This is a genomic window from Burkholderia territorii, from assembly GCF_902833055.1.
Classification (GTDB): Bacteria; Pseudomonadota; Gammaproteobacteria; order Burkholderiales; family Burkholderiaceae; genus Burkholderia; species Burkholderia territorii.
Genome location: NZ_CADFEJ010000014.1, coordinates 89,637 through 114,438 on the forward strand (window position 1 = coordinate 89,637; position 24,802 = coordinate 114,438).

23 protein-coding genes are annotated in these 24,802 nt (G+C 68.0%); 9 read left to right on the forward strand and 14 right to left on the reverse strand.

Annotated elements, in window-relative coordinates; translation table 11 throughout:
• Window positions 1–19: 19 nt before the first annotated feature.
• The 4 genes from HW466_RS22055 to glpD form a co-directional block, all read right to left on the reverse strand.
• Window positions 20–706, reverse strand: a complete 687-nt coding sequence (locus tag HW466_RS22055; protein ID WP_059447910.1) for an HAD family hydrolase — start codon at window positions 704–706, stop codon at window positions 20–22.
• 421 nt (window positions 707–1,127) lie between these two features.
• On the reverse strand, window positions 1,128–1,844 hold the full coding sequence (locus HW466_RS22060; protein WP_059447833.1) for an MIP/aquaporin family protein: 717 nt from the start codon (window positions 1,842–1,844) through the stop codon (window positions 1,128–1,130).
• A gap of 90 nt (window positions 1,845–1,934) precedes the next feature.
• Entirely contained in the window at window positions 1,935–3,437 is a 1,503-nt protein-coding gene (glpK, locus tag HW466_RS22065) for a glycerol kinase GlpK (protein WP_059447832.1), read from the reverse strand.
• 105 nt (window positions 3,438–3,542) lie between these two features.
• Window positions 3,543–5,066 (reverse strand): glycerol-3-phosphate dehydrogenase, encoded by a 1,524-nt coding sequence (gene glpD / locus HW466_RS22070; RefSeq protein WP_059944822.1) that lies wholly within the window; start codon window positions 5,064–5,066, stop codon window positions 3,543–3,545.
• A gap of 162 nt (window positions 5,067–5,228) precedes the next feature.
• Here glpD and HW466_RS22075 point away from each other — a divergent pair, with 162 nt between their 5' ends.
• Window positions 5,229–5,597, forward strand: a complete 369-nt coding sequence (locus HW466_RS22075) for a hypothetical protein (RefSeq protein WP_059506817.1) — start codon at window positions 5,229–5,231, stop codon at window positions 5,595–5,597.
• Between the two features lie 89 nt (window positions 5,598–5,686).
• Here the strand turns inward: HW466_RS22075 and HW466_RS22080 are convergent, their stop codons facing one another.
• Together HW466_RS22080 and HW466_RS22085 are read right to left on the reverse strand one after the other, a co-directional pair.
• Window positions 5,687–5,884 carry a hypothetical protein gene (locus HW466_RS22080; RefSeq protein WP_040144790.1) on the reverse strand — a complete coding sequence of 66 codons (198 nt, stop codon included), beginning with the start codon at window positions 5,882–5,884 and terminating at the stop codon, window positions 5,687–5,689.
• Between the two features lie 302 nt (window positions 5,885–6,186).
• Complete coding sequence (locus HW466_RS22085) at window positions 6,187–6,966, reverse strand: DeoR/GlpR family DNA-binding transcription regulator (RefSeq protein ID WP_044846783.1); 780 nt, start codon at window positions 6,964–6,966, stop codon at window positions 6,187–6,189.
• A gap of 223 nt (window positions 6,967–7,189) precedes the next feature.
• On the opposite strand from HW466_RS22085, the gene HW466_RS22090 reads away from it, so the two are divergent.
• The 3 genes from HW466_RS22090 (at window position 7,190) to HW466_RS22100 (ending at window position 10,566) form a co-directional block, all read left to right on the forward strand.
• On the forward strand, window positions 7,190–8,830 hold the full coding sequence (locus HW466_RS22090) for a gamma-glutamyltransferase family protein (protein ID WP_174905865.1): 1,641 nt from the start codon (window positions 7,190–7,192) through the stop codon (window positions 8,828–8,830).
• Window positions 8,831–9,148: 318 nt separating this feature from the next.
• Window positions 9,149–9,976 carry a ferritin-like domain-containing protein gene (locus HW466_RS22095; RefSeq protein WP_059447828.1) on the forward strand — a complete coding sequence of 276 codons (828 nt, stop codon included), beginning with the start codon at window positions 9,149–9,151 and terminating at the stop codon, window positions 9,974–9,976.
• 80 nt (window positions 9,977–10,056) lie between these two features.
• The gene (locus HW466_RS22100; RefSeq protein WP_059773131.1) at window positions 10,057–10,566 is read left to right on the forward strand and encodes a hypothetical protein; all 510 of its coding nucleotides are present in this window, start codon (window positions 10,057–10,059) and stop codon (window positions 10,564–10,566) included.
• Here HW466_RS22100 and HW466_RS22105 read toward each other — a convergent pair.
• The 3 genes from HW466_RS22105 to HW466_RS22115 all read right to left on the reverse strand — a co-directional run bounded on the left by HW466_RS22105 (window position 10,560) and on the right by HW466_RS22115 (window position 14,222).
• The gene (locus HW466_RS22105; protein WP_059545383.1) at window positions 10,560–12,011 is read right to left on the reverse strand and encodes a DEAD/DEAH box helicase; all 1,452 of its coding nucleotides are present in this window, start codon (window positions 12,009–12,011) and stop codon (window positions 10,560–10,562) included. The two genes, HW466_RS22100 and HW466_RS22105, sit on opposite strands and share 7 nt — an antisense overlap.
• 128 nt (window positions 12,012–12,139) lie before the next feature.
• On the reverse strand, window positions 12,140–13,438 hold the full coding sequence (locus HW466_RS22110; RefSeq protein WP_059506813.1) for a c-type cytochrome: 1,299 nt from the start codon (window positions 13,436–13,438) through the stop codon (window positions 12,140–12,142).
• 19 nt (window positions 13,439–13,457) lie between these two features.
• The gene (locus HW466_RS22115) at window positions 13,458–14,222 is read right to left on the reverse strand and encodes a c-type cytochrome (protein ID WP_059447825.1); all 765 of its coding nucleotides are present in this window, start codon (window positions 14,220–14,222) and stop codon (window positions 13,458–13,460) included.
• A gap of 377 nt (window positions 14,223–14,599) precedes the next feature.
• Here HW466_RS22115 and HW466_RS22120 point away from each other — a divergent pair, with 377 nt between their 5' ends.
• Window positions 14,600–15,532, forward strand: a complete 933-nt coding sequence (locus HW466_RS22120) for a CopD family protein (RefSeq protein ID WP_059790018.1) — start codon at window positions 14,600–14,602, stop codon at window positions 15,530–15,532.
• 141 nt (window positions 15,533–15,673) lie between these two features.
• Here HW466_RS22120 and dgoD read toward each other — a convergent pair whose 3' ends face one another.
• Window positions 15,674–16,822, reverse strand: coding sequence for a galactonate dehydratase (gene dgoD / locus HW466_RS22125; protein ID WP_151006766.1), 1,149 nt, complete (start codon window positions 16,820–16,822; stop codon window positions 15,674–15,676).
• A gap of 155 nt (window positions 16,823–16,977) precedes the next feature.
• Between dgoD and HW466_RS22130 the strand changes: the two genes are divergently transcribed.
• Window positions 16,978–17,661, forward strand: a complete 684-nt coding sequence (locus HW466_RS22130; protein WP_059447908.1) for a FadR/GntR family transcriptional regulator — start codon at window positions 16,978–16,980, stop codon at window positions 17,659–17,661.
• A 21-nt stretch (window positions 17,662–17,682) separates the two neighbouring features.
• On the opposite strand, the gene HW466_RS22135 is transcribed toward HW466_RS22130, so the two are convergent.
• Window positions 17,683–17,928, reverse strand: a complete 246-nt coding sequence (locus HW466_RS22135) for a DUF1272 domain-containing protein (RefSeq protein WP_059447822.1) — start codon at window positions 17,926–17,928, stop codon at window positions 17,683–17,685.
• A gap of 140 nt (window positions 17,929–18,068) precedes the next feature.
• The gene (locus HW466_RS22140; RefSeq protein WP_059773139.1) at window positions 18,069–21,176 is read right to left on the reverse strand and encodes a biosynthetic peptidoglycan transglycosylase; all 3,108 of its coding nucleotides are present in this window, start codon (window positions 21,174–21,176) and stop codon (window positions 18,069–18,071) included.
• 396 nt (window positions 21,177–21,572) lie between these two features.
• Here HW466_RS22140 and HW466_RS22145 point away from each other — a divergent pair, with 396 nt between their 5' ends.
• A complete protein-coding gene (locus HW466_RS22145) occupies window positions 21,573–21,965 on the forward strand; it encodes an MAPEG family protein (protein WP_059447820.1) in 393 nt (130 codons plus the stop codon).
• 365 nt (window positions 21,966–22,330) lie between these two features.
• The gene (locus HW466_RS22150) at window positions 22,331–22,615 is read left to right on the forward strand and encodes a PAAR domain-containing protein (protein WP_059506811.1); all 285 of its coding nucleotides are present in this window, start codon (window positions 22,331–22,333) and stop codon (window positions 22,613–22,615) included.
• A 9-nt stretch (window positions 22,616–22,624) separates the two neighbouring features.
• Here the strand turns inward: HW466_RS22150 and HW466_RS22155 are convergent, their stop codons facing one another.
• Entirely contained in the window at window positions 22,625–22,936 is a 312-nt protein-coding gene (locus tag HW466_RS22155; protein ID WP_059868408.1) for a cupin domain-containing protein, read from the reverse strand.
• A 95-nt stretch (window positions 22,937–23,031) separates the two neighbouring features.
• A complete protein-coding gene (locus tag HW466_RS22160) occupies window positions 23,032–23,715 on the reverse strand; it encodes a DJ-1/PfpI family protein (protein ID WP_059868407.1) in 684 nt (227 codons plus the stop codon).
• A gap of 116 nt (window positions 23,716–23,831) precedes the next feature.
• On the opposite strand from HW466_RS22160, the gene HW466_RS22165 reads away from it, so the two are divergent.
• The gene (locus HW466_RS22165; protein ID WP_059506809.1) at window positions 23,832–24,800 is read left to right on the forward strand and encodes a GlxA family transcriptional regulator; all 969 of its coding nucleotides are present in this window, start codon (window positions 23,832–23,834) and stop codon (window positions 24,798–24,800) included.
• Window positions 24,801–24,802 lie beyond the last annotated feature (2 nt).

Consider the following 24,802-nt stretch of genomic DNA (forward strand, 5'->3'; position numbering starts at 1 on the left):
GGTTCGGCGCGGACGTCCGTCAGGACTGCACGTCGCCGAATTCGCCGCGCAGGCCGGCCGCGACGAGCGCCGGCAGTTCATCCATCCTTCGCATGATGCGCGTGATGCCCATCGCGCGCAGCGCGTCCGCGTAGTTGTCGGGGATGTGGCTCGCGCCGACGAACGCGATCGTCTTCATGCCCGCCGCGCGCGCGGCGTTCAGGCCCGACACGCTGTCCTCGACGACGATGCAGCGCGCCGGCTCGACGCCGAGCGTCTGCGCGGCGTGCAGGTACACGTCCGGGTAAGGTTTCGGTCGCGCGACCTGCTCGGAGCTGAACACGCGATCGCCGAAGATTTCGGTGAGCGACGCGCGCTTGAGCGAGCTGCGCACGCGCACGAGCCGGCTGTTCGATACCACCGCCGCCGGCAGGCCGACCTTCAGCAGCGCATCGCGCACGCCGGTGATCGGCGCGAGCGATTGGGCGAGACCGGTCTCGATGTTGCGCTCGACGGTCTCGATGAAGTTCTCGGGCATCCGGATGCCGAAATGCGCTTCGAGCCCGGCGAGAAAGCGCGACGTCTGCTGGCCGAAGGCGGACTTCGCGGCGTCTTCGAAATCGAGGTGAGGGAAGGTGGCGGACAGCGTTTCGAACAGCACGCGGTCGGCAATGACTTCGCTGTCGACGAGGACGCCGTCGCAGTCGCAGATAAGGTGATCGAGCATGATGGTGAAGAAGCGGAGTGTCGGCGACGCCGGGCATCCCGCCATGATACGTGCTTTCGCGGTGGCGCCGCGCTACCCGGGACGGCTGGATGCCGGGAGGAATCGTGCAGGCCGGTCGAGCGCGAAATCGACGCGACGCCGGATGCGTTCGCGCTCGCGAACGTGAAGCTGAAGTCGCGGGTGTCGGCCGTGGACGGTCGCCAGCGGCGGTGTGCGGTGCCGGCGCAGCAGCGGCAGTGGGCCGGGGGAAGGCGTTCGCGTTCGCGAACGTGAAGCTGAAGTCGCCCGTGTCGGCCGCGGGTGGTCGCCAGCGGCGGTGTGCGGTGCCGGCGCAGCGGCGACCGGGGGGAGGGGATCGGCGCTCGAGCGCGCGGCAGCCGTGGCCGCACGCTCGAGCACGCATTCTCGAATGAAACCGCGCTCAGGCCATCGCGTGCAGACGCAGATACAGGCCGGCCGCCGCGGCGCCGCCGAGCAGCGGGCCGACCACCGGCACCCATGCGTAGCGCCAGTCGCTGTCGCGCTTGCCGGGGATCGGCAGCAGCGCATGCATCAGGCGCGGCGACAGGTCGCGCGCCGGGCTCATCGCATAGCCGGTCGGGCCGCCGAGCGAGATGCCGATGCCGAGCACGAGCAGGCCGACGGGCAGTGCGTCGAGCGCGCCGAGGCCGACCTGCGGCGACGCGAGATACAGCACGCCGAGAATCAGCACGAACGTGCAGATCGCTTCGGTCAGCACGTTGTGCGTCGTGCTGCGGATCGCGGGCGCCGTGCAGAACACGGCGAGCTTCAGGTCGGCATCGGCTTCCTTCGCGAAGTGCTGGCGATACGCGAGCCACACGAGCAGCGCGCCGGCCATCCCGCCGAGCATCTGCGCGACGATGTAGCCGCCGACCTTCGACCACGCGAACTTGCCCGCGAGCGCGAGGCTGATCGTGACGATCGGGTTCAGGTGCGCGCCGCTGAACGACGCGGTCACGTAGACGGCGACGAATACCGCCATCGCCCAGCCCATCACGATCACGATGAGGTCCGCGCCTTTGCCCTTGGTCTTCGCAAGCAGCACGTTCGCGACCGCGCCGTTGCCGAGCAGCACGAGGATCGCGGTGCCGATGAATTCAGCAATATAAGGTGACATGTTGTCTCTCGTAGAGGACGGCGGACTCGCGCGCCGCGCGGTCCGCCGGTGTTGTTTTATTTCGTTCGGATTGCTTCCGGCTGCTTCGGGTTACTGCGTGTCGTCGGCCCACGCCTTGGCGGCGCGCACCGCGCGTTGCCAGCCGGCCATGCAGCGTTCGACCTGCTCCTTGGGCATCGACGGCGAGAAGCGGCGATCGAGCTGCCACTGGCTGCGCACTTCGTCGAGGTTCTTCCAGTAGCCGATCGCGAGACCGGCGAGGTAGGCCGCGCCCAACGCGGTCGTCTCGGTGATCTGCGGACGCACCGCGTCGACGCCGAGCAGGTCCGCCTGGAACTGCATCAACAGATTGTTCGCGCTCGCGCCGCCGTCGACGCGCAGCTCGCCGATGCTGATGCCGGAGTCGGCTTCCATCGCGGCCAGCACGTCGAGCGACTGGTAAGCGATCGCGTCGAGCGCCGCGCGCGCAAGGTGCGCGGACGTCGTGCCGCGCGTGACGCCGAACACCGAACCGCGCGCCCGTGCATTCCAGTGCGGCGCGCCGAGGCCCGCGAACGCCGGCACGAGATAGACGCCGTCGGTGTGCGGCACGCTCGCGGCGAGCGCTTCGATCTCGGCGGCGGTCTTGATGATGCCGACGCCGTCGCGCAGCCATTGCACGACCGCGCCCGCGATGAAGATGCTGCCTTCGAGCGCGTACTGCACGTCGTCGCCGATCTGCCAGGCGATCGTCGTGACGAGGTTGTTCTTCGACTCGATCGGCTTGTTGCCGGTGTTCATCATCAGGAAGCAGCCGGTGCCGTACGTGTTCTTCACCATGCCCGACGTCGTGCACATCTGCCCGAACAGCGCCGCGTGCTGGTCGCCGGCGATGCCCGCGAGCGGAATCTTCGACGCGAACACCGTGGTTTTCGTGTGGCCGTAGATTTCCGACGACGCCTTCACTTCCGGCAGCATGCTGCGCGGAATGTCGAGCAGCTCGAGGAGCTCGCTGTCCCATTCGCGCGTGTGGATGTTGAACAGCATCGTGCGCGACGCGTTGGTCACGTCGGTCACGTGCAGTTCGTGCTTCGTGAAGTTCCACACGAGCCAGCTATCGACGGTGCCGAACGCGAGCTTGCCCTGGCGCGCCTTGTCGCGCGCGCCCGGCACGTTGTCGAGGATCCAGCGGATCTTGGTCGCGGAGAAGTACGAGTCGATCGGCAGGCCGGTCTTCGCGCGCACCTTCGCTTCGAGGCCCTGCTTCTTCAGCGAATCGCAGAAGTCGGCGGTGCGGCGGTCCTGCCACACGATCGCGTTGTAGACGGGCTGGCCCGTCTCGCGATCCCAGACGATCGTCGTCTCGCGCTGGTTGGTGATGCCGATCGCGGCGATCGACGTGCCGTTCAGGCCCGTGCGCGTGACGGCTTCGGCGGCGACGCCCGCCTGCGTCGACCAGATTTCCTGCGGGTCGTGCTCGACCCAGCCGGGTTGCGGGTAGATCTGTTCGAACTCCTTCTGGGCGATCGATACGATGTTGCCCTGACGATCGAACAGCATCGCGCGGGAGCTGGTCGTGCCCTGGTCGAGCGCGAGGATGTACTGATCCTGCATGTCTCTCATCTCCATCCGTGGATTGGCGTAGTTGTGATGCGCGCCGCATGTTACGCGGCGCGTCGGTGAATCAACGTCGGTCAAGCAACTGCAACTGCAAACGAATCACGCGTGCGGCGCGTGCGCGGCGGCGAACCATGCGTCGAGCGCGGCCGTCACCGCGTCGAGCGTGCCGGGCGCTGCGTGCAGCCCGAGCTTCGAGCGGCGCCACAGCACGTCCTGCGCGCAGGTCGCCCATTCGACGTCGCGCAGGTAACGCAGTTCGGCGTCGTGGATGCCCGGCGCGACTTCGGCGCCGAGCTCGGCGAGCGAGGTCGCGCCGTCGATCACGCGTTCCGCGCGCGTGCCGTACGCGCGCGCATAGCGGCGCGCGAGTGCGGCGGGCAGCCACGGGTGGCGCTTCGCGAATGCGTCGGCGAACGTGTCGAACTTCGCGTTCGCGATGTCGCCGCCGGGCAGCGGCGCGCCGGCCGTCCAGGTTTTCGCATCGCGGCCGAGCGCGCGGCACAGCAGGTCGCCGGCTTCTTCCGCGAGCTTGCGGAAGGTCGTGATCTTGCCGCCGAACACCGACAGCAGCGGCGCGCCGGCCCCGTCGTCCATCTCGAGGCGGTAGTCGCGCGTGACGGCCGATGCGTTCGCGGCGTTTTCGTCCTCGAGCAGCGGGCGCACGCCCGAATAGGTCCAGTGCACGTCGGCCGGCGAGATCTTGCGCTTGAAGTAGCGGTTGATCGAATCGCACAGATACTGCGTCTCGTCGCGATCGATCGCGACCTTCGCGGGATCGTTCGTGTATTCGACGTCGGTCGTGCCGATCAGCGTGAAATCGTGCTCGTACGGAATCGCGAAGATGATCCGCTTGTCCGGGTTCTGGAAGATGTATGCGTGATCGTGATCGAACAGGCGGCGCGTGACGATGTGGCTGCCCTTCACGAGCCGCACGCTGTGTTGCGCGCCGCGGCCGAGCGCGCCGTGCAGCACTTCGCCGACCCACGGGCCGGCCGCGTTCGCGACCGCGCGCGCATGCACCACGCGAATCGAGCCGTCCGCGTGCCGCAGCCGTGCTTCCCATTCGTCGCCGCGTCGTTCCGCCGACACGAGCTTCGTGCGGGTCAGGATCTCGGCGCCGCGCTCCTTCGCATCGAGCGCGTTCAGCACGACGAGGCGTGCGTCGTCGACCCAGCCGTCCGAATACACGAAGCCGCGCTTGATCGAGTCGATCAGCGGTGCGCCGGCCGCATGGCGGCGCATGTCGATGCCACGCGAGCCGGGCAGCAGTTCGCGCTTCGCGAGGTGATCGTAGAGGAACAGGCCGATGCGGATCAGCCAGGCCGGCCGCAGGTTCGGCATGTGCGGCATCACGAAGCGCAGCGGCCACATGATGTGCGGCGCCGCGCGCAGCAGCGTTTCACGCTCCTGCAGTGCTTTGCGCACGAGGCCGAATTCGTTGTATTCGAGGTAGCGCAGGCCGCCGTGAATCAGCTTCGTGCTGGACGACGACGTGTGCGACGCGAGGTCGTCCTGCTCGCAGAGCAGCACCGACAGGCCGCGGCCGGCCGCATCGCGCGCGATGCCCGCGCCGTTGATGCCGCCGCCGACGACGAGCAGATCGTAGCGATTCGGTTGGGTCACCTGCTGTCCTTATCGTCTGATGGAAATGGGCGAACACGAAATGTTCGAATTCGAAATTTAACGAACGAAATCGAAAAAGTAAAGTTCGAAAAAGCGGGGCCAGTAGCGCGCGGCGCGATCCCGGACGATACTGACGGAATCGACCGTTTCGCGAGGTGAATCATGCGTATTGGGATGTGGGCCGGTGCGTGCGCCGTCGTTCTGGCAGGGTGCAGCGCCGGCATGCCGCCGCTGGCCGGGAACTGGCGCGCGCCGTCGTTCGTCGACCTGGAGACGTCGTGCGGCGGCGCCGCGCGCGACTGGGGCGCGGACGCGCAGCCGGTCTATTCGACGCTTTACGACGCGTACGTGGCGAAACGGTATCGCGGGCTGACGCAGGAGAACTATTGTGCGTTCGTAAACGAACTTTCGGCGCACTACGCGGCACCGGACGCGGCGGGGCGCGCCGGATGGATCGCGTATTTCAACGGCGCACGCGCGCAGGCCATCAGCTGGCGGGCCGCGGTCGATCCGACGCTGCGCGGCGGCTGACGCGGGAAAGCTGCGGGAGGCGGGAAAACCGGAAAAGGCGGCACGGCCGGAAATCCGGCCGGGGCGCTCAGGTCAGGAACAGCGGAGCTTTACGAATAGCGGTATTTGATGGATCGCAGCGCGGCGTCGCCGGTCTCGGTCACGCAGTATTTGCGTCCCGATCCCAGCCCTTCCAGCCGAACGAGCTGCTGTTCGAGCAGCGCGTCGAGTTCATCCCGATCCATGTCGCCCTGGTCAGGGGCGTCCTTCACAAGCAGTAGCGTGGCGAATTCATGCGGACTCAGCATCGTTCTCTCCATGGCAATCGGTCTGCCCGCGCGACCGGCGCGAACGCCGGTGCGCGATACCCCGCGGGGTATGGCTTGGGGGGAAAGCTGTATTCGCCGGCCTTGGGATTCGCACACGCCTTGGCACGGGCGTAACGGGCGAACGGGCCGGGGAACTGGAGTCTAGTCGAACGCGCGGGCAACGACAAATCGTGCCCCGTTAATTTTCAGTTTGACAGGCAGATGTGCCGCAAGCGGTTCAGTCGGCGCGCCAGCTTCTTGATTTCACTTGAAGTTTCAGGTGCGGTGCAGCAACGCAAGCATTATTCCGCGACATACACCTGGGTACCCGCGTTCGCCACCGCGTCGGCCATCTCCGGCGGCAGCGGCTTGTCGGTGAAGAGCGCATGCACCTGGCTCAGGTGCCCTTGACGCACCAGCGCCGGGCGGCCGACCTTCGAATGATCGGCGACGAGGTAGACCGTGCGCGCATGCTGCATGATCGCCTCGGCCACGCGCACCTCGCGCGTGTCGAAGTCGCGCAGTGTGCCGTCGGCCTCGATCGCCGACGTGCCGATGATCGCGTAGTCGACCTTGAACTGGCGGATGAAGTCGATCGCGAGTTCGCCGACGATGCCCTTGTCCCACGGCCGCACGATGCCGCCCGTGATCAGCACCTCGCAGTCGGGGTAGCCGCTCATCATCGACGCGACGTTCAGGTTGTTCGTGATCACGTGAAGGCCGTGATGGCGGTTCAGCGCGCGGGCGACTTCCTCGGTCGTCGTGCCGAGATTGATGAACAGCGATGCCTGGTCGGGGATGTGCGACGCGGCGAGTGCCGCGATGCGCCGCTTCTCGTCGTGGAACATCCGCTGGCGCGCGGTGTACGACACGTTCTCCGAGCTGGTCGGCAGGCTCGCGCCGCCGTGGTAGCGGCGCAGCAGGTTCAGGTCGGCGAGCCAGTTCACGTCGCGGCGGATCGTCTGCGGCGTGACCGCGAAGTGCGCGGCGAGATCGTCGACGGTCACGAAGCCGTCGCGCTGCACCCATTCGAGCAGTTCCTGCTGGCGCGCGTTGAGGGTGAGGCGGGGATCTCGGGTCATGGCTCGGCGGTCGGGTCGTGAGGCGGAGCGGGTATTGTAAGGGCGCGAAGGGCATTCGACCGGCCTGCGGCCTATCGCGGTCCGCAATTCATGCGCGAAGCACATGGATTCATGTCACAAATGAATTTGTGCGATCGCTCGGATCGCGCTGCAATGGCGGACTGTCCGCGCGCGCCGGTGGTGCGCGCGGCGCGTTCATTGAGCTTTCGACGAGGTGGAACCGATGACTGGCTTCAACTGGCACAACCCGTATCCGACGACCCGCATTCCGGTGTTCGCGCGCAACGTCGTGTCGACATCGCACCCGCTCGCGGCGCAGGCCGGGCTGCGGATGCTGTGGAAGGGCGGCAATGCCGTCGATGCGGCGCTGGCCGCCGCCGCCGCGATCACGGTGGTCGAGCCGGTGTCGTGCGGGCTCGGCGGCGATGCGTTCGCGCTTGTATGGGACGGCGCGCGGTTGTCCGGGCTGAATGCGTCGGGCGTCGCGCCGGCGGCGTGGAACCCGGACTACTTCCGCCGGCGCCACGGCGAGGACGCGCGCGGCATCGCGAACAAGCCGACGCGCGGCTGGGACACCGTCACGGTGCCGGGCGTGATCGCCGGCTGGGAAGCGCTGCACGCGAAGTTCGGTTCGCTGCCGTTCGCGGACCTGCTCGAGCCGGCGATCGAGATCGCCGAGCGCGGCTATTCGGTGCCGCCGATCGTCGCGCACAAGTGGGCGGCCGCGGTGCCCGAGCTGCAGGGACTGCCGGGTTTCGCCGATACCTTCATGCCGCGCGGGCGCGCGCCGCTCGTCGGCGAGCGCATGTGCCTGCCCGGTCACGCGCGCACGCTGCGCGCCCTCGCGAAGGACGGCCCGCGCGCGTTCTACGAGGGTGCGCTCGCCGGGCAGATCGCGGCCTTCGCGCGCGACGGCGGCGGCGCGCTGACCGAGGCCGACCTGAGCGCGTACCGGCCGGAATGGGTCGAGCCGATCGGCAAGCGCTTCGGCCGGCACACGATTCACCAGATTCCGCCGAACGGGCAGGGCATCGCCGCGCTGATCGCGCTCGGGATCGCCGAGCATGCGGGCGTGGCCGAATGGCCGGTCGATTCGGCCGACTCGCAGCACCTGCAGATCGAGGCGATGAAGCTCGCGTTCGCGGATGTCTATCGCTACGTCGCCGATCCGCGCGCGATGGACGTGACGCCCGCGCAGATGCTCGACGACGCGTATCTCGCGGAACGCGCGAAGCTGATCGATCGCGCGCGCGCGACGCACTTCGCTGCCGGCCGGCCGCATTCGGGCGGCACGATCTATCTGTCGGCGGCGGACGAGCGCGGGATGATGGTGAGCTTCATTCAGTCGAACTACATGGGTTTCGGTTCGGGGCTCGTCGTGCCGGGTACGGGCATTGCGTTGCAGAACCGCGGGCACGGCTTCTCGATGGACCCGGCGTCGCCGAACGTCGTCGCGGGCGGCAAGCGGCCGTTCCATACAATCATTCCGGCGTTCGTCACCGAGGAAGTCGACGGGCGCACCGAGGCCGTGATGAGCTTCGGCGTGATGGGCGGCGACATGCAGCCGCAGGGCCACCTGCAGACCGTCGTGCGGATGCTCGGCTACGGGCAGCAGCCGCAGGCCGCCTGCGACGCGCCGCGCTGGAAGGTCAATCGCGACTTCACGCTCGACGTCGAGTCGACGATGAATCGCGACACGATCGACGCGCTCGCCGCGCGCGGCCACACGATCAAGTCGATCGACGATCCTTACATGGATTTCGGCTCGGGACAGTTCGTGTGGCGCCTTGACCGCGACGATCCCGAGTGCGGGTACGTGGCCGCGAGCGACGGCCGTCGCGACGGCCTCGCGGCCGGTTTCTGACGGAACGCTTCCAGTCTCGGTCTCGCGCTCGACGGGCGGCCGCATGGCTGCCCGTCCTGCTTCATGCGGGGCATCTCGTCGAACGCGCGCAGCCGGTTCGAGCAACCCGTCTAACGAACCGCAACATGCGCGGCGGAACTGCGCCCGTCGGGTATGGTCAGTGCTTTGAAGCACGAACATAAAAGTCCGGCTAAGATGCCTGAATGGTTCGGCCGGACCAACTCACTAAAAACGCAAGCAAAACGTCGCCTGCGGGCGCGCCGGGCCTGTGCCGAAGATCGGGCCGGCCGGCCGCGCGACGACTGGGAGCGCACCACCATGCCTACTGAAACGACGCATGTCATGCCGTGGCGTATCGAGGACATCGACCTGAACCGGATCGATCGTCAGCGCGCCGCCGCGAACGAGGATCTGCTGCTGTTGCTGTGCGCGTCGTCGTTCATCGAGAGCGGCTCGGATCTCTACACGAGCAATCTGAGCGAGTTCTTCAACGACGATCCGGAAGTGTCCGCGTGGCTCAACAATGCATGGGAGCACGAGGAACTGCAGCACGGGCGCGCGCTGAAGGCGTACATCGCGCATGTATGGCCCGAGTTCGACTGGGATACCGCGTTCGCGAATTTCTTCGCCGAATATTCGAAGACGTGCTCGGTCGAAGCGTTCGAGAAGACCCGCGCGCTCGAGATGGTCGCGCGCTGCGTCGTCGAGACGGGCACCGCCACGCTCTATCGCGCGATCAACGAATGCTCGGACGAGCCCGTGCTGAAGGAAATCACCGACAACATCCGCACGGACGAAGTGCGTCACTACAAGCACTTCTTCAAGTTCTTCAAGAAGTACAACAAGCTCGAAGGCAACGGCCGGCTCGCGGTGCTCGGCGCGTTGATGCGCCGCGTGCTGGAAATCAAGAACGAGGATTCCGAGATCGCGCTGCGCCACGTGTTCGCGGTCCGCTACCCGGAGCGGGTCGGCGACGACCAATACAACCGCGAGCGCGCCGCGCGCATCAGCTCGCTCGTGCGGCGCAACCTGTCGGCCGACATGTGCGTGAAGATGCTGCTCAAACCGCTCGATCTTCCCGCGAAGATCCAGCCGAGCGTCCACTATCCGCTGACGAAGATTACGCGGCACGTGTTCATGCGCTGAGTGTCACTGAGTGTCACCGCCGGCCCCGCGGCGCGCGTATGCTTCGGCATCATCGACCGCTTTTCACCGGGGCCGCCATCATGACCGATACCCATCGCCACGCGCTCGAACAATGGACGTTCGACGCGTGGCCGCCGGCCGTCGTTTCGCTGTTCGACGGCACGGCGCTTGAACGCCATGCCGACTTCGCCGCATCGCTGATCGTCGCGACCGACGATGGCCAGTTGCGCACGACGCTGCTCAGCGTCGGCGAGATCCATGCACGCGACGCGCGCACGCTGCTGCTCGCGCTCTGGCCGCAGTCGCGTGCGGCGCGCGCGCTGGCGCAACGGCGCACGGCCGCGTTGACGCTCGTCGCGGACGGCGCATTCTTTCAGGCACAACTAAGGATCGAGCCGCTCGAAGGAGATTTCGGCGGGCTGGCCGGCTTCGCTGCGACGATCGCGCATGGCGATGCGCAGCGGGTCGGCTATGCGCGTCTCGCGACGGGTGTCACGTTCGCGCTGGAAGGGCAGGCGCGCGCCGAGGTGCTCGCGCGCTGGCAGCGCCAGGTCGAGCACCTGCGGCGCGCGGCCGCGCGGCTTCAGTGACCGCGCTGGCCGCTGCGCGACGAACGGTTGCGGTTCGCATGCGCGGCATTGCCGTTCGCGGGACGCGCGCCATTGCCGCCTGACGGGCGCGCACCGCCGCCGGCGTTGCCGCTCGCGCCGCCGCCCGTGCGCGGCTTGGCCGCCTTCGCGGCCTTCGGCTGCGCATTGCCGTCGCGCTTCGCGGCCGGCTGGCCGGAGCCGCCCGCGCGCGGCTGGCGATTGCCGCCGCCGCCGCCGCCGCCACCGTTGCCGCCACGCGGTTGCTGCCCGCGGCGTTGCTGGATCGGCTCGGGCTTCGCGTTCGGATCGGGTTCGAAGCCCGCGATCACTTCCTGCGGAATCTCGCGCTTGATCAGCCGCTCGATGTCGCGCAGCAGTTGCTTCTCGTCGACGCACACGAGCGACACGGCTTCGCCCGTCGCGCCCGCGCGGCCCGTGCGGCCGATCCGGTGCACGTAATCTTCCGGCACGTTCGGCAGGTCGAAGTTGACGACGTGCGGCAACTGGTCGATGTCGATCCCGCGCGCGGCGATGTCGGTCGCGACGAGCACCTGCAGCGTGCTGTTCTTGAATTCCGCGAGCGCGCGCGTGCGCGCCGACTGGCTCTTGTTGCCGTGGATCGCCATCGCGCTGATGCCGTCCTTCGTCAACTGTTCGGCGAGCCGGTTCGCGCCGTGCTTGGTGCGCGTGAACACGAGCACCTGGAACCAGTTGTGCTCGCGGATCAGATGCGTGAGCAGTTCGCGCTTGCGGTCGCGGTCGACCGGGTGGATCTTCTGCGCGACGGTCTCGGCGGTCGTGTTGCGGCGCGCGACCTCGATCAGTGCCGGCGAATCGAGCAGGCTGTCGGCGAGCGACTTGATCTCGTCGGAGAAGGTGGCCGAGAACAGCAGGTTCTGGCGCTGCGGCGGCAGCTTCGCGAGCACGCGCTTGATGTCGTGGATGAAGCCCATGTCGAGCATCCGGTCGGCTTCGTCGAGCACGAGGATGTCGAGATCCGACAGGTCGATCGTCTTCTGCTGCATGTGGTCGAGCAGACGCCCGGGCGTCGCGACGACGATGTCGACGCCGCGCTTGAGCGCATCGATCTGCGGATTGATGCTGACGCCGCCGAACATCACGGTCGAGCGCAGCTTCAGGTATTTGCTGTACGCACGCACGCTTTCCTCGACCTGGGCGGCGAGTTCGCGCGTCGGCGTGAGGATCAGCGCGCGCACCGCGCGTTTCGCGCCGCGATGTTCGGCGTAGAACGTGTGCAGGCGCTGCAGGATCGGCAGCGTGAAGCCGGCGGTCTTGCCGGTGCCGGTCTGCGCGCCGGCGAGCAGGTCGCCGCCGCCGAGGACGGCGGGGATCGCCTGCTGCTGGATGGGAGTCGGCGACGTGTAGCCGAGCTCGTTGACCGCCTTGACCAGCGGTTCGGCCAGGCCGAGAGATTCGAAAGACATAGATACCACTCTTGAGTTTTATGATCGGCGACGCCTCGCGCGGCCCGCGCGGGGAACGGCGTCGCAAAAAGCAAAGGGGCGCGGCTGCGGTTTCCCGCAGCCGCGCCCCCGTTTGTGTCGCGCGTTATTTAGTCAAGCGGCGCGGAACGCAGGTCGCTCACCTGTTGCGGCGAGATCGGCGTACCGTTGTTGCCCCACGACATCCGGATATACGTGACGACCGCCGCGACTTCCTGGTTCGACAGCGATTGCGCGAACGGCGGCATCCCGTAAGGACGCGGATTCTTGAACGTGCTCGGCGGATAGCCGCCGTTCAGGACCATGCGGATCGGGTTGACCGCCGATTCCATCACGATCGAATGGTTGCCCGCGAGCGGCGGATATGCCGGCGGCTTGCCCGCGCCGGTTTCGGCGTGGCAGGTCGCGCAGTTGTCCGCGTAGATCTTCTTGCCCTGGTCGAACAGCGCGTTGCCGAATTGCTTCGACGGCTCGTACTGCATGTTCTTCGGCGCTTCAGCCTTCTGCGGGATCGACTTCAGGTACGTCGACATCGCGCGCGTATCCTCGTCGCTCATGTACTGCAGGCTGTTGTGCACGACGTCGGCCATCGGGCCGAACACCGCGCCCTTGTTCGACACGCCGGCTTGCAGCAGGTCCGACAGCTCCTGCACGTGCCAGTCGCCGAGGCCGAGTTCCTTGTCGTTCGTCAGCGACGGCGCATACCAGTTCTGCAGCGGAATCAGGCCGCCCGCGAAGGCTGCCGAATTCACCGGGCCGCCCATCATGTTGATCGACGTGTGGCACATCGAGCAGTGGCCGAGGCCTTCGACGAGGTACGCGCCGCGGTTCCATTCGACCGACTTCGTCGGATCCGGCTTGTATTCGCCTTCCTTGAAGAACAGCGTGCGCCAGCCGATCAGCAGGTTGCGGTTGTTGAACGGGAACTTCAGTTCGTGCGGACGGCTCGGCACCGATACCGGCGGGACCGAACGCAGGTACGCGTAGATCGCGTCCGAGTCGGCGCGCGTGACCTTCGTGTAGCTCGCGAACGGGAAGCCCGGGTAGAGCAGGCTGCCATCCTTCGAACGGCCGGTGTGCATCGCGCGGTAGAAGTCGTCCGACGTCCACTTGCCGATGCCGTCCTTGTCGTCCGGCGTGATGTTCGGCGTGTACATCGTGCCGAACGGCGTCGCCATCGGCAGGCCGCCCGCGAACGACTTGCCGCCGCGCACGGTGTGGCACGCGATACAGTCGCCGACGCGTGCGAGGTATTCGCCCTTCTTGATCAGCGCGGCCTGGTCGGCCGGCGTTGCCGCGACGGCGGCATTGCCGTGCAGCGTGTCGCTGGCCGGCCACAGGACCGGCACGAGGGCGGCAGCCGCGACGATCGCGACGGCCGAGAGTGCAAACAGGGACTTGCGTTTCATTGTGTCTGTCTCCCTTGCCTTATTGCGGTTCGCTGCCGCAGGCGAGCGGAGTCTTCATCGAACGCGCCGGGGCCGGCACGGGGTTGGCGGGCGCCGGTTGCGCGGCGAGCCATGCGGTCACGGCCGTCACGTCTTCGTCCGACAGCTTCGACGCGATTTCATGCATGCAATCCGGTGCCTTCGCGTGGCGGTTGCCCGAGCGCCATGCGCCGAGCTGTGCGCTCAGGTAGTCGGCGTGCAGGCCGACGAGGCCCGGGATCGCCGGCTGCATGCCGGTCAGCCCCGCGCCGTGGCAGGCCACGCAGGCCGGCAGCTTGCGCGACGGATCGCCTTGCGTGACGAGCTGCTTGCCGCGCGCGAGCGTGGCCGCCGGCAGCGTCGGCTTGGCCGGCGTCGGGTACGGCGGGCGCTCGGCCGAGAAGTGCTCGGCGATTTCCTTCAGGTAATCGTCGTTCAGGTACGTCAGCAGATAGTTCATCGGCGGGTACTTGCGCCGGCCGTCACGGAAGTTGACGAGCTGGTTGTACAGGTACTCGGCGGGCTTGCCGGCAAGCCGCGGGAAATAGTCGTTGTCCGTGCCCTGGCCGTGGACGCCGTGGCATGCGGTACAGCCGCGCACGCGCTCGGCCATCGTATCGGGTGCCTTGAGCGGCGCCTGCTGGGCGTGCGCTTGCTCCGTGGGCTTGGTCTGCGCTTGGGCAGCGCTCATAAGGCCCGCGCCACCGATCAGGAGAACGGCAAGCAACGGACGGAAGAGGCGTCTTGAAGACACACGAGACTCCATGTTTATTCGTCGGGGACCTGTCCGGGCTACGATCGGCTCGGCGCATGGACGGCAGGACAGCCGGGCTGCTGCGACGCGGCATTCTATCATCGATGGGTAATGACGGCTATTTGGCGAAAGGACATCGGTTCCTGTCTGTTTGCGACTTGCGACAATTTGACGCGCTTTGTGCGCCGATCGTGTGAACCGGCGTGCGCTTTGACCATCGAAGACCGTACACTCGCGGGTCGCGCGGCGCCGCCTCCGCCGCAGACCCAGTCATTTCCCACGTTTCCGGATTCATCGATGACGTTCCCTATCGTGCCGTTGCCATCTTTCCGCTGTCGTTCCACTTGCCGCCGCGCCGCGGGCCGGCCGTTCCCGGGAGGGCGCGCACGATGAGGATCGACAGCTTGTGGATCGGGCAGGTCGCGTTGGCGGCGCTGATGGACGCGACGTTCGCGATGGCCGTCGGCTCGGCGTTGCTCAAGGCATGGCTCGGCAAGGACGGTGCGCGGCCGGTCGTCGCGCCGTCGCATCCTGCGTGGCTGCGCGCGCAACATTCGCTGGTCGCGGCGGCGCTGGCGCTCGTGCTCGCCGATCTCGGCTGGCTGGTGTACGAAGCCGCATCGATGAGCGGCGCGGGGCTCGGCGGCGCGTTCGCCGCGATTCCCGTGATGCTCGCGCAGACGCACACGGGCTTCGCATGGAGCGTCGCGTTCGGCGGCGCCGTCGTGCTCGCGATCGTCGCGCTGGCAAAGCCGGAGGGCCCGGTCGCGCACGCGGTGCTGTGGCTCGCGGTGATCGTGATCGCGGCCGGCAAGGCATCGCTTGGCCATGCGGCCGACACCGGCCCGCTGTCCGCGGCGGTCGGCGTGCAGACGCTGCACCTGCTCGCCACCGCGGTGTGGGGCGGCCTCGTGCTCGCGGGCGGGCTCGCGGTGCTGCCGGTGCTCGGCTCGTCGGTTGCGCGCGGCGCGCTGATCCGGATCGGCCAGCAATTGTCGCGTACGTCGGTGATCGCGGTCGTGTTCGTGCTCGGCACGGGCGTGCTCAACGCGCTGCGCGGGCTCGGCGGCTCGCTCGCGCCGCTCGACGGCAGCACGTGGGGGCGCGTGCTGTTGCTCAAGCTGCTGCTCGTCGCGCTCGCGCTCGTGCTCGGCGGCCTGAACCGCTTCTCCGCGCTGCCGCGCCTGCGCCGCACCGCGTCGACCGAAGACGCGCACACGTTCCGCAACATCCTGCATCTCGAGGCGCTGACGATGATCGGCGTGTTCGTCGCGGCCGCCGTGCTGTCGTTCAGCGTGCCGGGGTTCGCCGCGCTCGGCTGACGGGCGGGCGGCGGCGCGGTGCCGGGCCGGGTGCCCGCACGTCACGTGCCGCAGATGCGCGAACGGCCGCCTGTCGGGCGGCCGTCTCGAAGCCATTGCGCGGCATGCGCGCCGCGCAACGCACTTCCCCTCACTTCCTCATCACCATTCGGCGACGCTGCCGTCCGCGTGACGCCACACCGGGTTGCGCCAGCGATGTCCCGTCTTCGCCATCTCGCGCACCTTCTCCTCGTTGACGTCGATGCCGAGCCCCGCGCCCTGCGGGATCGCGACGAAGCCGTCCTCGTAGCGGAACACCTCGGGGTTGCGCAGGTAGTCGAGCAGGTCGTTGCCCTGGTTGTAGTGGATGCCGAGGCTCTGTTCCTGGATGAACGCGTTGTAGCTGACCGCATCGAGCTGCAGGCACGCGGCCAGCGCGATCGGCCCGAGCGGGCAGTGCAATGCGAGCGCGACGTCGTAGCTTTCCGCGAGCGTCGCGATCTTGCGGCACTCCGTGATGCCGCCCGCGTGCGATGCATCGGGCTGGATGATGTCGACGTAGCCGCCCGCGAGGATGTGCTTGAAGTCCCAGCGCGAATAGAGTCGCTCGCCGAGCGCGATCGGCGTGTTGGTCTGGTTGACGATGTCGCGCAGCGCCTCGGCATTCTCCGACAGCACCGGCTCCTCGATGAACATCAGCTTGTACGGATCGAGCTCCTTCGCGAGGACCTTCGCCATCGGCTTGTGCACGCGGCCGTGGAAGTCGACGCCGATACCGACGTGCGGGCCGACCGCGTCGCGCACCGCCGCGACGTTCGCGATCACCTGCTCGACCTTGTCGTAGGTGTCGACGATCTGCAGCTCCTCGGAGCCGTTCATCTTCACGGCCTTGAAGCCGCGCTCGACCACCGCGCGCGCGTTGTTCGCGACGTCGCTCGGCCGGTCGCCGCCGATCCACGAATAAACCTTGATGCGCTCGCGCACCTGGCCGCCGAGCAGTGCGTGCACGGGCACGCCGTGATGCTTGCCCTTGATGTCCCACAACGCCTGGTCGACGCCCGCGATCGCGCTCATCGTGATCGGGCCGCCGCGGTAGAAGCCGGCGCGGTACATCACCTGCCAGTGATCCTCGATCAGCAGCGGATCCTTGCCGACGAGATAGTCGGCGAGTTCGTGCACCGCGGCCTCGACCGTGTGCGCGCGGCCCTCGACGACCGGTTCGCCCCAGCCGACGATCCCTTCGTCGGTTTCGATCTTGAGGAACAGCCAGCGCGGCGGGACGACGAAGGTTTCGAGGCGGGTGATTTTCATGTCGCGAGTCTCCAGGAGTGACCGGCGCGGACGTGCGGATGCGGCGCCGGTCGAATACGTGACGGTTATCCTAGCGTAGCCCGATAAAAAATAGTATTAATAGCACTATTGTGCAGATAGTGGGCAGCCGCGGCGTTGCCCGTCACCGGAGAACGATCATTCAACGCGACCTGCATGGACAGACGGCCTTCCGGCTGGCGACGGCGATCTTGCGCGGCGACTATCCGCCCGAGTCGTTGCTGCCGCGCGAGCCGGACCTGATGGAGATGTTCGGCGTGAGCCGCACGGTGCTGCGCGAGGCGCTGCGCACGCTGACGTCGAAAGGGCTGGTCGAATCGCGGCCGAAGGTCGGCACGCGCGTGCGCCCGCGCCGCGCATGGAACCTGCTCGATGCCGACCTGCTCGACTGGTACGCGCGCGTCGCGCCGCCGCTTGCGTTCGCGCTGAAGCTGCAGGAGATGCGCGAGATGATCGAGCCGCATGCGGCCGCGCTGGCCGCGCGCACGCACGGGCCGGACGCCTTCGCCGCGATCGAGGACGCCGTGCGCGCGATGGCCGCCGCGCGCAACGTCGACGAATGGGTGCGCGCGGACCTGCGCTTTCACCTGAGCGTGCTGGAGGCCGGCGGCAACGAGCTGCTGGTGCCGCTCGGCGCGCTGATCGACCGCACGCTCGAGGCTCAGCTGCATCTGAACGCGCGTCGCGCGCATGTGTTCAATGCATCGCTCGCCGAGCACACGGCCGTCAGCGACGCGATCCGTGTGCGCGACGAGAACGGCGCGCGCCGCGCGATGGCGTCGCTGCTTGCCATCACGCGCGCGCGAATCGAGATGTCCTGAAGGGAAGGGCGGTGCAGGCGGTCAGTGGTTCGCGCAGCCGCCCGGTTTCAGCACGCGTTGCGTCGACGCCGGATACTTCGCGAGCAGGCCCGCCGGGCGGCGCGGCCGCGCGACCAGATCGCCGCCGCAGTTCGGGCAGCGGCCCTTCAGCACGTCGTCCGCGCAGCTCGCGCAGAACGTGCATTCGAAGGTGCAGATGCGTGCGTCGGGCGAATCGGGCGGCAGGTCCTTGTCGCAGCATTCGCAGCCGGGGCGCAGTTCGAGCATGGCGGTTTTCCTCTTGGTCGGAACGGATCGGAAGGGCGCTGCGGCACGACGCGCGCGGCGCGGTGCGCGTTACTCTACGCGCTTGGATCGTCCACGCCAATGTGTCCGGCCGGAGCGTCGCCCAAACGTGCGGGCAGCCGTCACGAAGGCTCGACGGGCGCGGCCTGCGGCGCCGGCGTTTCCGCCTGCGGCGCGGGGCCTGCCGTGCGCGTGCCGGCCGTGACGGGGCGCTCGATCAGCGGCGCGAGCGCCGGCGCCATCGACTTCAGCAACTGCACCGCCATCGCGCTCGTGAAGTCGTAGCGGGCCGCGTATGGCTCGTGCGCGGTCGCCGTCAGCACGCCGAAGAAGCGGTCGCCCAGCACGAACACGAACGTGCCGCTGCGATTGACCTTGCGCGATTCGATCAGCCGCGCGCCGCGCGCATAGACGTTGAAGCGCTGGTCGCCCGTCCCGGTCTTGCCGTACACGTCGAGCGTCTTGCCGTCGGGCAGCGTGAAGCCGCCCGCGAGACGCCGTGCGGTGCCGTTGAGCACGACGTCGCGCAGCAGCGTGCGCGTGACGTTGACGATCTCCGGCGACAGCATCGGTTGCGGCTGCGCGGCGGCGCGCACGAAACGCGTTTCGTACGGCGTGCCTTTCGCGAAGTCAAGGCGCGTGATTGTCTCGGTCGGCGCCTTCTGGCCGCCGTTGGCGATCAGGCCGATCAGTTTCGCGAGCGCGTCGGGCTGGTCGCCCGACGCGCCGATCGCGGCCGCGTACGACGGCGTGACTTCCGCGAACGGGTAGCCGAGCGCACGCCACGCTTTCGTGATCTCCCCGTATGCGCGCAGCTCGACCATATGGCGAATCCGCCGGTCCTGGGTTGCGTGGTAGCGCGTCTTGTACAGCCACGAGTACGTGTAGAAGCGCGCGTCGCGGCTGTCGCGCTGAACGTCACCGAGCGGCGCGTCCGGGTGCGCGCGCAGGTAGTTGAGCGTCCACAGCGCGAGCGGGTGGACGCTCGCGATATAGCCGCGATCGTTCAGGTTGAACCGGTCGATCGCATATTTCGCGTAGAGCGCGGCGAGATCGTCGTCCGACAGCGTCGCGGCCGGCGTGCCCTTCAGTTGCGCGCGCATCTGCGCACTGAACCACGCGAGCGATTCGTTCGGCGCGACGCTGCGCAGCACCGTCGCGATCTTCGGCGGCGACTTGCGCACGTCCTTCAGCATCAGCGCGAGCGCGTCGTCGGGTGCCTTGCCCGCATAGCGCGTGTAGTAGCGCTTCACGTAGACCTTGCTCTCGCCGTCGACGAACTGCTCGAGATAATGCTTGCGCTGCTCCGGATCGCCGAGCCACGACGACGACGGGCCGGCCGCCTGCAGCATCTCGTAATGGACGATGTCGCGCATCAGCCGCACGAACACGAGGTTGACCGAGTGCTCGAACGCCGCATGCAGCGTCAGGATGCGGCCGTTGTCCGACTTCTCGAAGTTCGAGAACACCTGCGCGCCGCCGCCCGTGTAGAACACGTCGGGGCTCGCCGAATACTTGCGTTCGACCGCCGCGTCGAGCATCGCCCGCAGCGAGCGATCGCGCGTATGCGACAGGTAATCGAGCGCCCAGCGCGACAGCCCGTCGATCGGATCGGGCTTCACCTTCGCGAGTTGCGCGTTCGACAGGTTGCCGTAGCGCGCATGCAGGTCGGAGACGATCTGCAGGTAGGTGATCAGCGTGCGCAGCTTCGCGGTCGAGCCGAGGTTTATGCGGCCGCCGCGGTTCACGTCGAACGGCTGGTTCACGCTGTCGGTCTGCACGCGCAGCATGTTTGCGCCGTTGCGGTGCTCGTACAGCGTGAAGCTGTACGTGAGATGCGACGGGTCGTCCTTCGGCGCGAGCATCTCGAAACCATACAGGCCGGCGGCCTGTGCGCCGTCGCGGGTCGACGCCCGCGCGAGCCGTTCGGCGACCGCCTGCTGCACGCCGTTGTCGAGTGTGCTGGTGGCTTCCAGGTCCAGTTGGTCGAGCTGGTAGAGGTCGCTCATCCCGAGTGCCGACAGCAACGAAGCACGCGCGGACGACACGGCCTTGCGCGACACGAACGACTGCACGCGCGCGGCCGCCGGCGGCGCGCTGCGCTCGATCTGCGCGGCGAGCGCCGCATCGCGCAGCGCGGGCGAGATCACGCCGCCGTTCGACAGCAGCCGCAAGTAGCTGTCGGTCAGCTTCTGCAACGCCGGATAGCCGCGATTCAGGAAGTACGACGGCGCGCGCTGCGCGATGATCAGCGACAGCACCTCGCGGAAAGTCTTGCCCTGTTCGTCGACGTTGTCGCCGGTCGTCGGCGCGGACAGGATCCGGTTCACGTCGTTGAAGTCGCGGCCGTACCACGCGGCGAGACCGTCGCCGATGCCCGTGATTTCGCCTACGTGCGGCCGCGCGGCGAGCGGCACCGAGTTCAGGTAGCGCACCAGGATCGCGCGCCGCGCGAGCATCGTCTGCGGGCCGTTGAGATAAGCGAGCACCGACGCCGACGCAATCTGCCGCAGCTTCTCCGGCGGCGTCGCGGTGCGGCCGTCGGGCGAGTGGCGGAACTTCTCGATCTGCGTCGCGAGCGTGCTGCCGCCCGGGCGCGCCTGGTGATGGTTGACGACGTGCAGCGCCTGGTCGGCGAGCGCGCGGCTGAAGCGGCCCCAGTCGATCGCCGGGTTGCGGTTCGGCTGGTTCGCGTCGAGCAGGTAGCGATCCTCGATGAACAACAGCGAATCCGCGACCACACGCGGCACCGTGTCGAAGTCGGCATAGACGCGCTGCGGGAACACGGTCGCGAACAGCGGCGAGCCGGTCGAGTCGAACAGCATCAGCCCGGCCTGGTCTTTCTCTTCGTAAGGCAGGAACAGGCCGTGATCGGCGAGCGACAGCATGCGTTGCGAATCGCGCGCCTGCTTGCCGACGACGAAGCCGCGCGCGAGCAGGCGCTGCTGAAACGCGGGAATCATCGAGTAGCCGAGGCGCTGGTCGTACGGCCCGTTGGCAGGGAAGCGGATATGGTCGCTTGCGCCGGTCTCGACGGTGTAGCCGACGTCGCGCGTGAGCTCGGACAGGTAGTGCGCCTGCAGGCGCGACGTCTCGATCTCGGTCATCACGAGCCGCGCGAGGATCGCGATCGCGATCACCAGCGCGGCCAGCAAGGACCACTTGATCCACGTCCAGACCGAGGCACTCCCGGTCACGCGCGGCAGGATGCGATTCAGCGGCCGATTCATGGCGGCGTCTCCCTGAAGGCGCAGGCTCCAGCCGCACCTCATTAAGGATTAGTGTAGTCCTCCGCAGCGGGCTGCCAAGGGTGGTTCATTACCGAGATGCGTCGACGCAACGCGCATGCCTGTGACATGCGGCAAGCGGCGTTGCGGCGCGGTGCGCATGGCGTCTTGGCGTAACGTTTGCGCGTGCCGTTTGCGTCCCGGGCGCGACGGCCGCTGGCGGCGCCGGCGGTCCACGCACCGGCGTCGTGCATTGCCGTGTCGGGCGCAAAACGGGTCAGATCCGGCTGCGATCCACCGCCGCATGAGGAAGCTGCGGGTTTCCGCGATAGCCGGCGGCTGCGGCTGCAGGTACGATCGCCGGATGTGCGGCGCATGTCCGCTTTCATCGGGGTTTCCATGTCGATCCATCCCGTCGCGCTCGTTTGTACGGCGGTCCTGGGATTGCTGCTGTTCGGGCTTGGCCTGGTCGTGTCCGTCACGCGCTTTCGGCACACCACCGGTTCCGGGTGTGCGTCCGATCCGACCGACGGGTTGCACAAGGTCGTGCGCGCGCACGGCAACACGGCCGAATACGCGCCGTTTCTCGCGGTGCTGTTTCTCTATTTCGGCGCGCACGACCCATCGCGCGCGATCGTGTCGTTGATCGTCGCGGCAACCGCGTGCCGCTGTCTGCTCGTGATCGGGCTGCTCGCATGGCCGACGATGGGCAGGCCGAACCCGTTGCGCTTTATCGGCGCGCTCGGCACGTATCTGTGCGGCGCCGCGCTTTGCGTCGCGCTGTTCGTTTGAGCACGCCGCTATCGCGATGGCCGCTTCGGGATCGTACCGGCGCACGGTTTCGGCCAGGCAGCGAATCGGTTGGCCGCCCGCGCGCGTGTGCGGCGCATCGCGCCGCGCGAGCACGCCAGCCGACACGGTCGGGAACGCCTCCTTCATCCGCTCGCGTATCCGTCGACTTCCATGACGACCTTCGGCGCGCACGACACGGCGTCGGCGTGCAACGACAGCGCGAACGCCGCGCCGAACACCGTGCATTCGACGATCGGCCGCGCGGTGATATCCTCGCGAAACGCCCGCGACCGACGGGCGGATACCGACTGCCCGCGCGCGGCCCGACGCCGTGTTGCGCGGCGTTTCCGAGGGAGAGCCGAACCATGAGCCGCAAATTCATCCTGAAGGGCGATACGACCGATCACGGCGGCGTCGTGCTCGACGGCATCGCCAATTCGTCATTCGACGGCCGCGAACTCGCGTATCTCGGTGCGCCGGTGTTCTGCGCCGCATGCAAGAGCCAGGGCGTGATCGTGTCCGACGGCGGCGAGCGGACGATGACCGTGATGGGCAAGGTCGTCGCGCTCGAACACGACCTGTGCCAATGCCTGTGCACGCCGCAGCCGAAGCTGATCCCGTCGCAGGGCACGGGCACCATCTCGGGCTGACGCCCGTCGTCAGTCGCTGCCTTCGGTCTCGATCACGAGGATGCGCGCTTCGCCGAGCGGGTGCGCGACGTGTTCGGTGCCGATCGTCGCGTGGAATACGTCTCCCGTTTCGAGCACCGTCGCGTGCTCGATGCCTGCCGAGCGGTAGCGCATCTCGACGCGGCCGTCGAGCACCGCGAAAACTTCCTCGCCATCGTTCACGTGCCACCGGTATGGCCGATCGGTCCAGTGCAGGCGGACCGTGATGCCGTTCAGGGTCGCGATGTCGAGCGCGCTCCACGGGCGTTGCGCGGTGAATGCGGTGCTGCGGATGATCTTCATCGGTCGATCTCGGTGCGTCGATGCGAATGCCATGAAACTCGGGCAGACGGCGTAGCCTGGTGGCTCGCCCGCCATCGGTTTGAGCTTGCTCGTCTTCAGTGCGACATCGCGCGCAAGGCCGCGTCGATCGTCTGCCGGCGCTTCTCCAGTCCTGCCGCCGTGCGTTCGGTCACGCGCTTCAGTACCGACGCCGGCGCGGTATCCGGCGAGCCCGCATCGAACGGCGGCGCGGGCGCGTATTCGAGCGCGAGCTGGATCGACTGTGCCTCTTCGTCGCCGGCCAGTTCGGCGGCGATTGTCAACGCGAAGTCGATGCCGGCCGTCACGCCGCCGCCGGTGATCAGGTTGCCGTCGCGCACCACGCGCTCGTGTACGGGCACGGCCCCGAGCGGCGCGAGCAGCGAATGAAACGCCCAGTGCGTCGTCGCGCGGCGGCCTCGCAGCAGGCCGGCCACGCCGAGCAGCAGCGCCCCCGTGCAGACCGACGTGACGTAGCGCGCGGCGGCCGCGCGCCGTAGCACGAACGCGATCGTTTCGGCATCGAGCAGCAGGTCGTTGATGCCGATCCCGCCGGGCACGCAGATGACGTCGAGCGGCGGGCAATCGTCGAACGTGCAGGTCGGCGCGAGCGCGAGGCCGCTGCTCGACACGACGGTGTCGCGCGATTTCCAGACCAGATGGACAGTCGCGTCGGGCAACGACGCGAGCACGTCGTGCGGGCCGGTGAGATCGAGTTGCTGGACGCCCGGAAACACGAGAAGGCCGATATGCAGGGTCATGCGAATGCTCCGAAGGGAAGGGGATGCGCCGCGGCCGGCGCACGATGGACAGATGGATTCTAGGCGCGTAGTGTTTGGCGAAATTGCCATATCACCCACGTTTTCAGCCAATCGCCATGCCTGCCGCTCCACGTTCGATCGTCGTCCTCGCGTTTCCCCGCGCGCAATTGCTCGACGTGACCGGGCCGCTGCAGGTGTTCGCATCCGTCAACGAACTCGCGCTGGAGCGCGGGCGGCCCGCGCCGTATGCACCGCGCGTCGTCGCCGCCGAGGCTGGGCCGGTCGAGACGTCCTCCGGCGTCGTGGTGATGGCCGATTCGCTGCGCTCGGCCGGGCGGCCCGACACGGTGATCGTGGCCGGCGGCAAGGGCGTGCACGCCGCTTCGCGCGATGCGCGGACGGTGCGCTGGGTCCGGCAGCAGGCGCAGCGCGCGCGACGTGTCGCGTCGGTCTGCACCGGCGCGTTCCTGCTCGCCGAGGCCGGCCTGCTCGACGGGCGGCGCGCGGTCACGCACTGGGCGCGCTGCGACGAATTCGCGGCGCGCTATCCAAACGTGCGCGTCGAGGCCGATCCGATCTTCATCCGCGAAGGCGCGCTGTGGACCTCGGCCGGCGTGACGGCCGGCATCGATCTCGCGCTCGCGCTGGTCGAGGAGGATCTCGGGCGGGCGATCGCGCTCGACGCCGCACGCGAGCTCGTCGTGTTCCTGAAGCGGCCGGGCGGGCAGGCGCAGTTCAGCGCGATGCTGTCGATGCAGCGCACCGACGACCGTTTCGGCGAACTCCACGCATGGATCGCCGAGCACCTGACGGCCGACCTGTCGGTGCCGGCGCTCGCCGAGCGCGTCAGCATGAGCGAGCGCAGCTTCGTGCGCCACTACCGAGCGGACACCGGCCGCACGCCTGCGCGCGCGGTCGAGCAGATTCGCGTCGAGGCCGCGCAGCGTCTGCTGGGCGAAACCGAGTGGCCCGTCAAGCGGATCGCCTCGCGGTGCGGCTTCGGCTCGGAAGAGACGCTGCGGCGCAGTTTCGTGCGTGTGCTCGGTGTGTCGCCGCAGGGTTATCGCGAGCGGTTCGTGCGGTGATG

Coding starts and splice junctions, on each gene's coding strand:
- HW466_RS22105 (WP_059545383.1), bottom strand. CDS start 12,011: ATGTCTTTCGAATCTCTCGGCCTGGCCGAACCGCTGGTCAAGGCGGTC.
- dgoD (WP_151006766.1), bottom strand. CDS start 16,822: ATGAAAATCACCCGCCTCGAAACCTTCGTCGTCCCGCCGCGCTGGCTG.
- HW466_RS22145 (WP_059447820.1), top strand. CDS start 21,573: ATGTCGATCCATCCCGTCGCGCTCGTTTGTACGGCGGTCCTGGGATTG.
- HW466_RS22055 (WP_059447910.1), bottom strand. CDS start 706: ATGCTCGATCACCTTATCTGCGACTGCGACGGCGTCCTCGTCGACAGC.
- HW466_RS22155 (WP_059868408.1), bottom strand. CDS start 22,936: ATGAAGATCATCCGCAGCACCGCATTCACCGCGCAACGCCCGTGGAGC.
- HW466_RS22095 (WP_059447828.1), top strand. CDS start 9,149: ATGCCTACTGAAACGACGCATGTCATGCCGTGGCGTATCGAGGACATC.
- HW466_RS22110 (WP_059506813.1), bottom strand. CDS start 13,438: ATGAAACGCAAGTCCCTGTTTGCACTCTCGGCCGTCGCGATCGTCGCG.
- HW466_RS22150 (WP_059506811.1), top strand. CDS start 22,331: ATGAGCCGCAAATTCATCCTGAAGGGCGATACGACCGATCACGGCGGC.
- HW466_RS22075 (WP_059506817.1), top strand. CDS start 5,229: ATGCGTATTGGGATGTGGGCCGGTGCGTGCGCCGTCGTTCTGGCAGGG.
- HW466_RS22100 (WP_059773131.1), top strand. CDS start 10,057: ATGACCGATACCCATCGCCACGCGCTCGAACAATGGACGTTCGACGCG.
- HW466_RS22115 (WP_059447825.1), bottom strand. CDS start 14,222: ATGGAGTCTCGTGTGTCTTCAAGACGCCTCTTCCGTCCGTTGCTTGCC.
- HW466_RS22080 (WP_040144790.1), bottom strand. CDS start 5,884: ATGCTGAGTCCGCATGAATTCGCCACGCTACTGCTTGTGAAGGACGCC.
- HW466_RS22090 (WP_174905865.1), top strand. CDS start 7,190: ATGACTGGCTTCAACTGGCACAACCCGTATCCGACGACCCGCATTCCG.
- HW466_RS22135 (WP_059447822.1), bottom strand. CDS start 17,928: ATGCTCGAACTGCGCCCCGGCTGCGAATGCTGCGACAAGGACCTGCCG.
- HW466_RS22120 (WP_059790018.1), top strand. CDS start 14,600: ATGAGGATCGACAGCTTGTGGATCGGGCAGGTCGCGTTGGCGGCGCTG.
- HW466_RS22165 (WP_059506809.1), top strand. CDS start 23,832: ATGCCTGCCGCTCCACGTTCGATCGTCGTCCTCGCGTTTCCCCGCGCG.
- HW466_RS22060 (WP_059447833.1), bottom strand. CDS start 1,844: ATGTCACCTTATATTGCTGAATTCATCGGCACCGCGATCCTCGTGCTG.
- glpK (WP_059447832.1), bottom strand. CDS start 3,437: ATGCAGGATCAGTACATCCTCGCGCTCGACCAGGGCACGACCAGCTCC.
- HW466_RS22160 (WP_059868407.1), bottom strand. CDS start 23,715: ATGACCCTGCATATCGGCCTTCTCGTGTTTCCGGGCGTCCAGCAACTC.
- HW466_RS22085 (WP_044846783.1), bottom strand. CDS start 6,966: ATGACCCGAGATCCCCGCCTCACCCTCAACGCGCGCCAGCAGGAACTG.
- HW466_RS22140 (WP_059773139.1), bottom strand. CDS start 21,176: ATGAATCGGCCGCTGAATCGCATCCTGCCGCGCGTGACCGGGAGTGCC.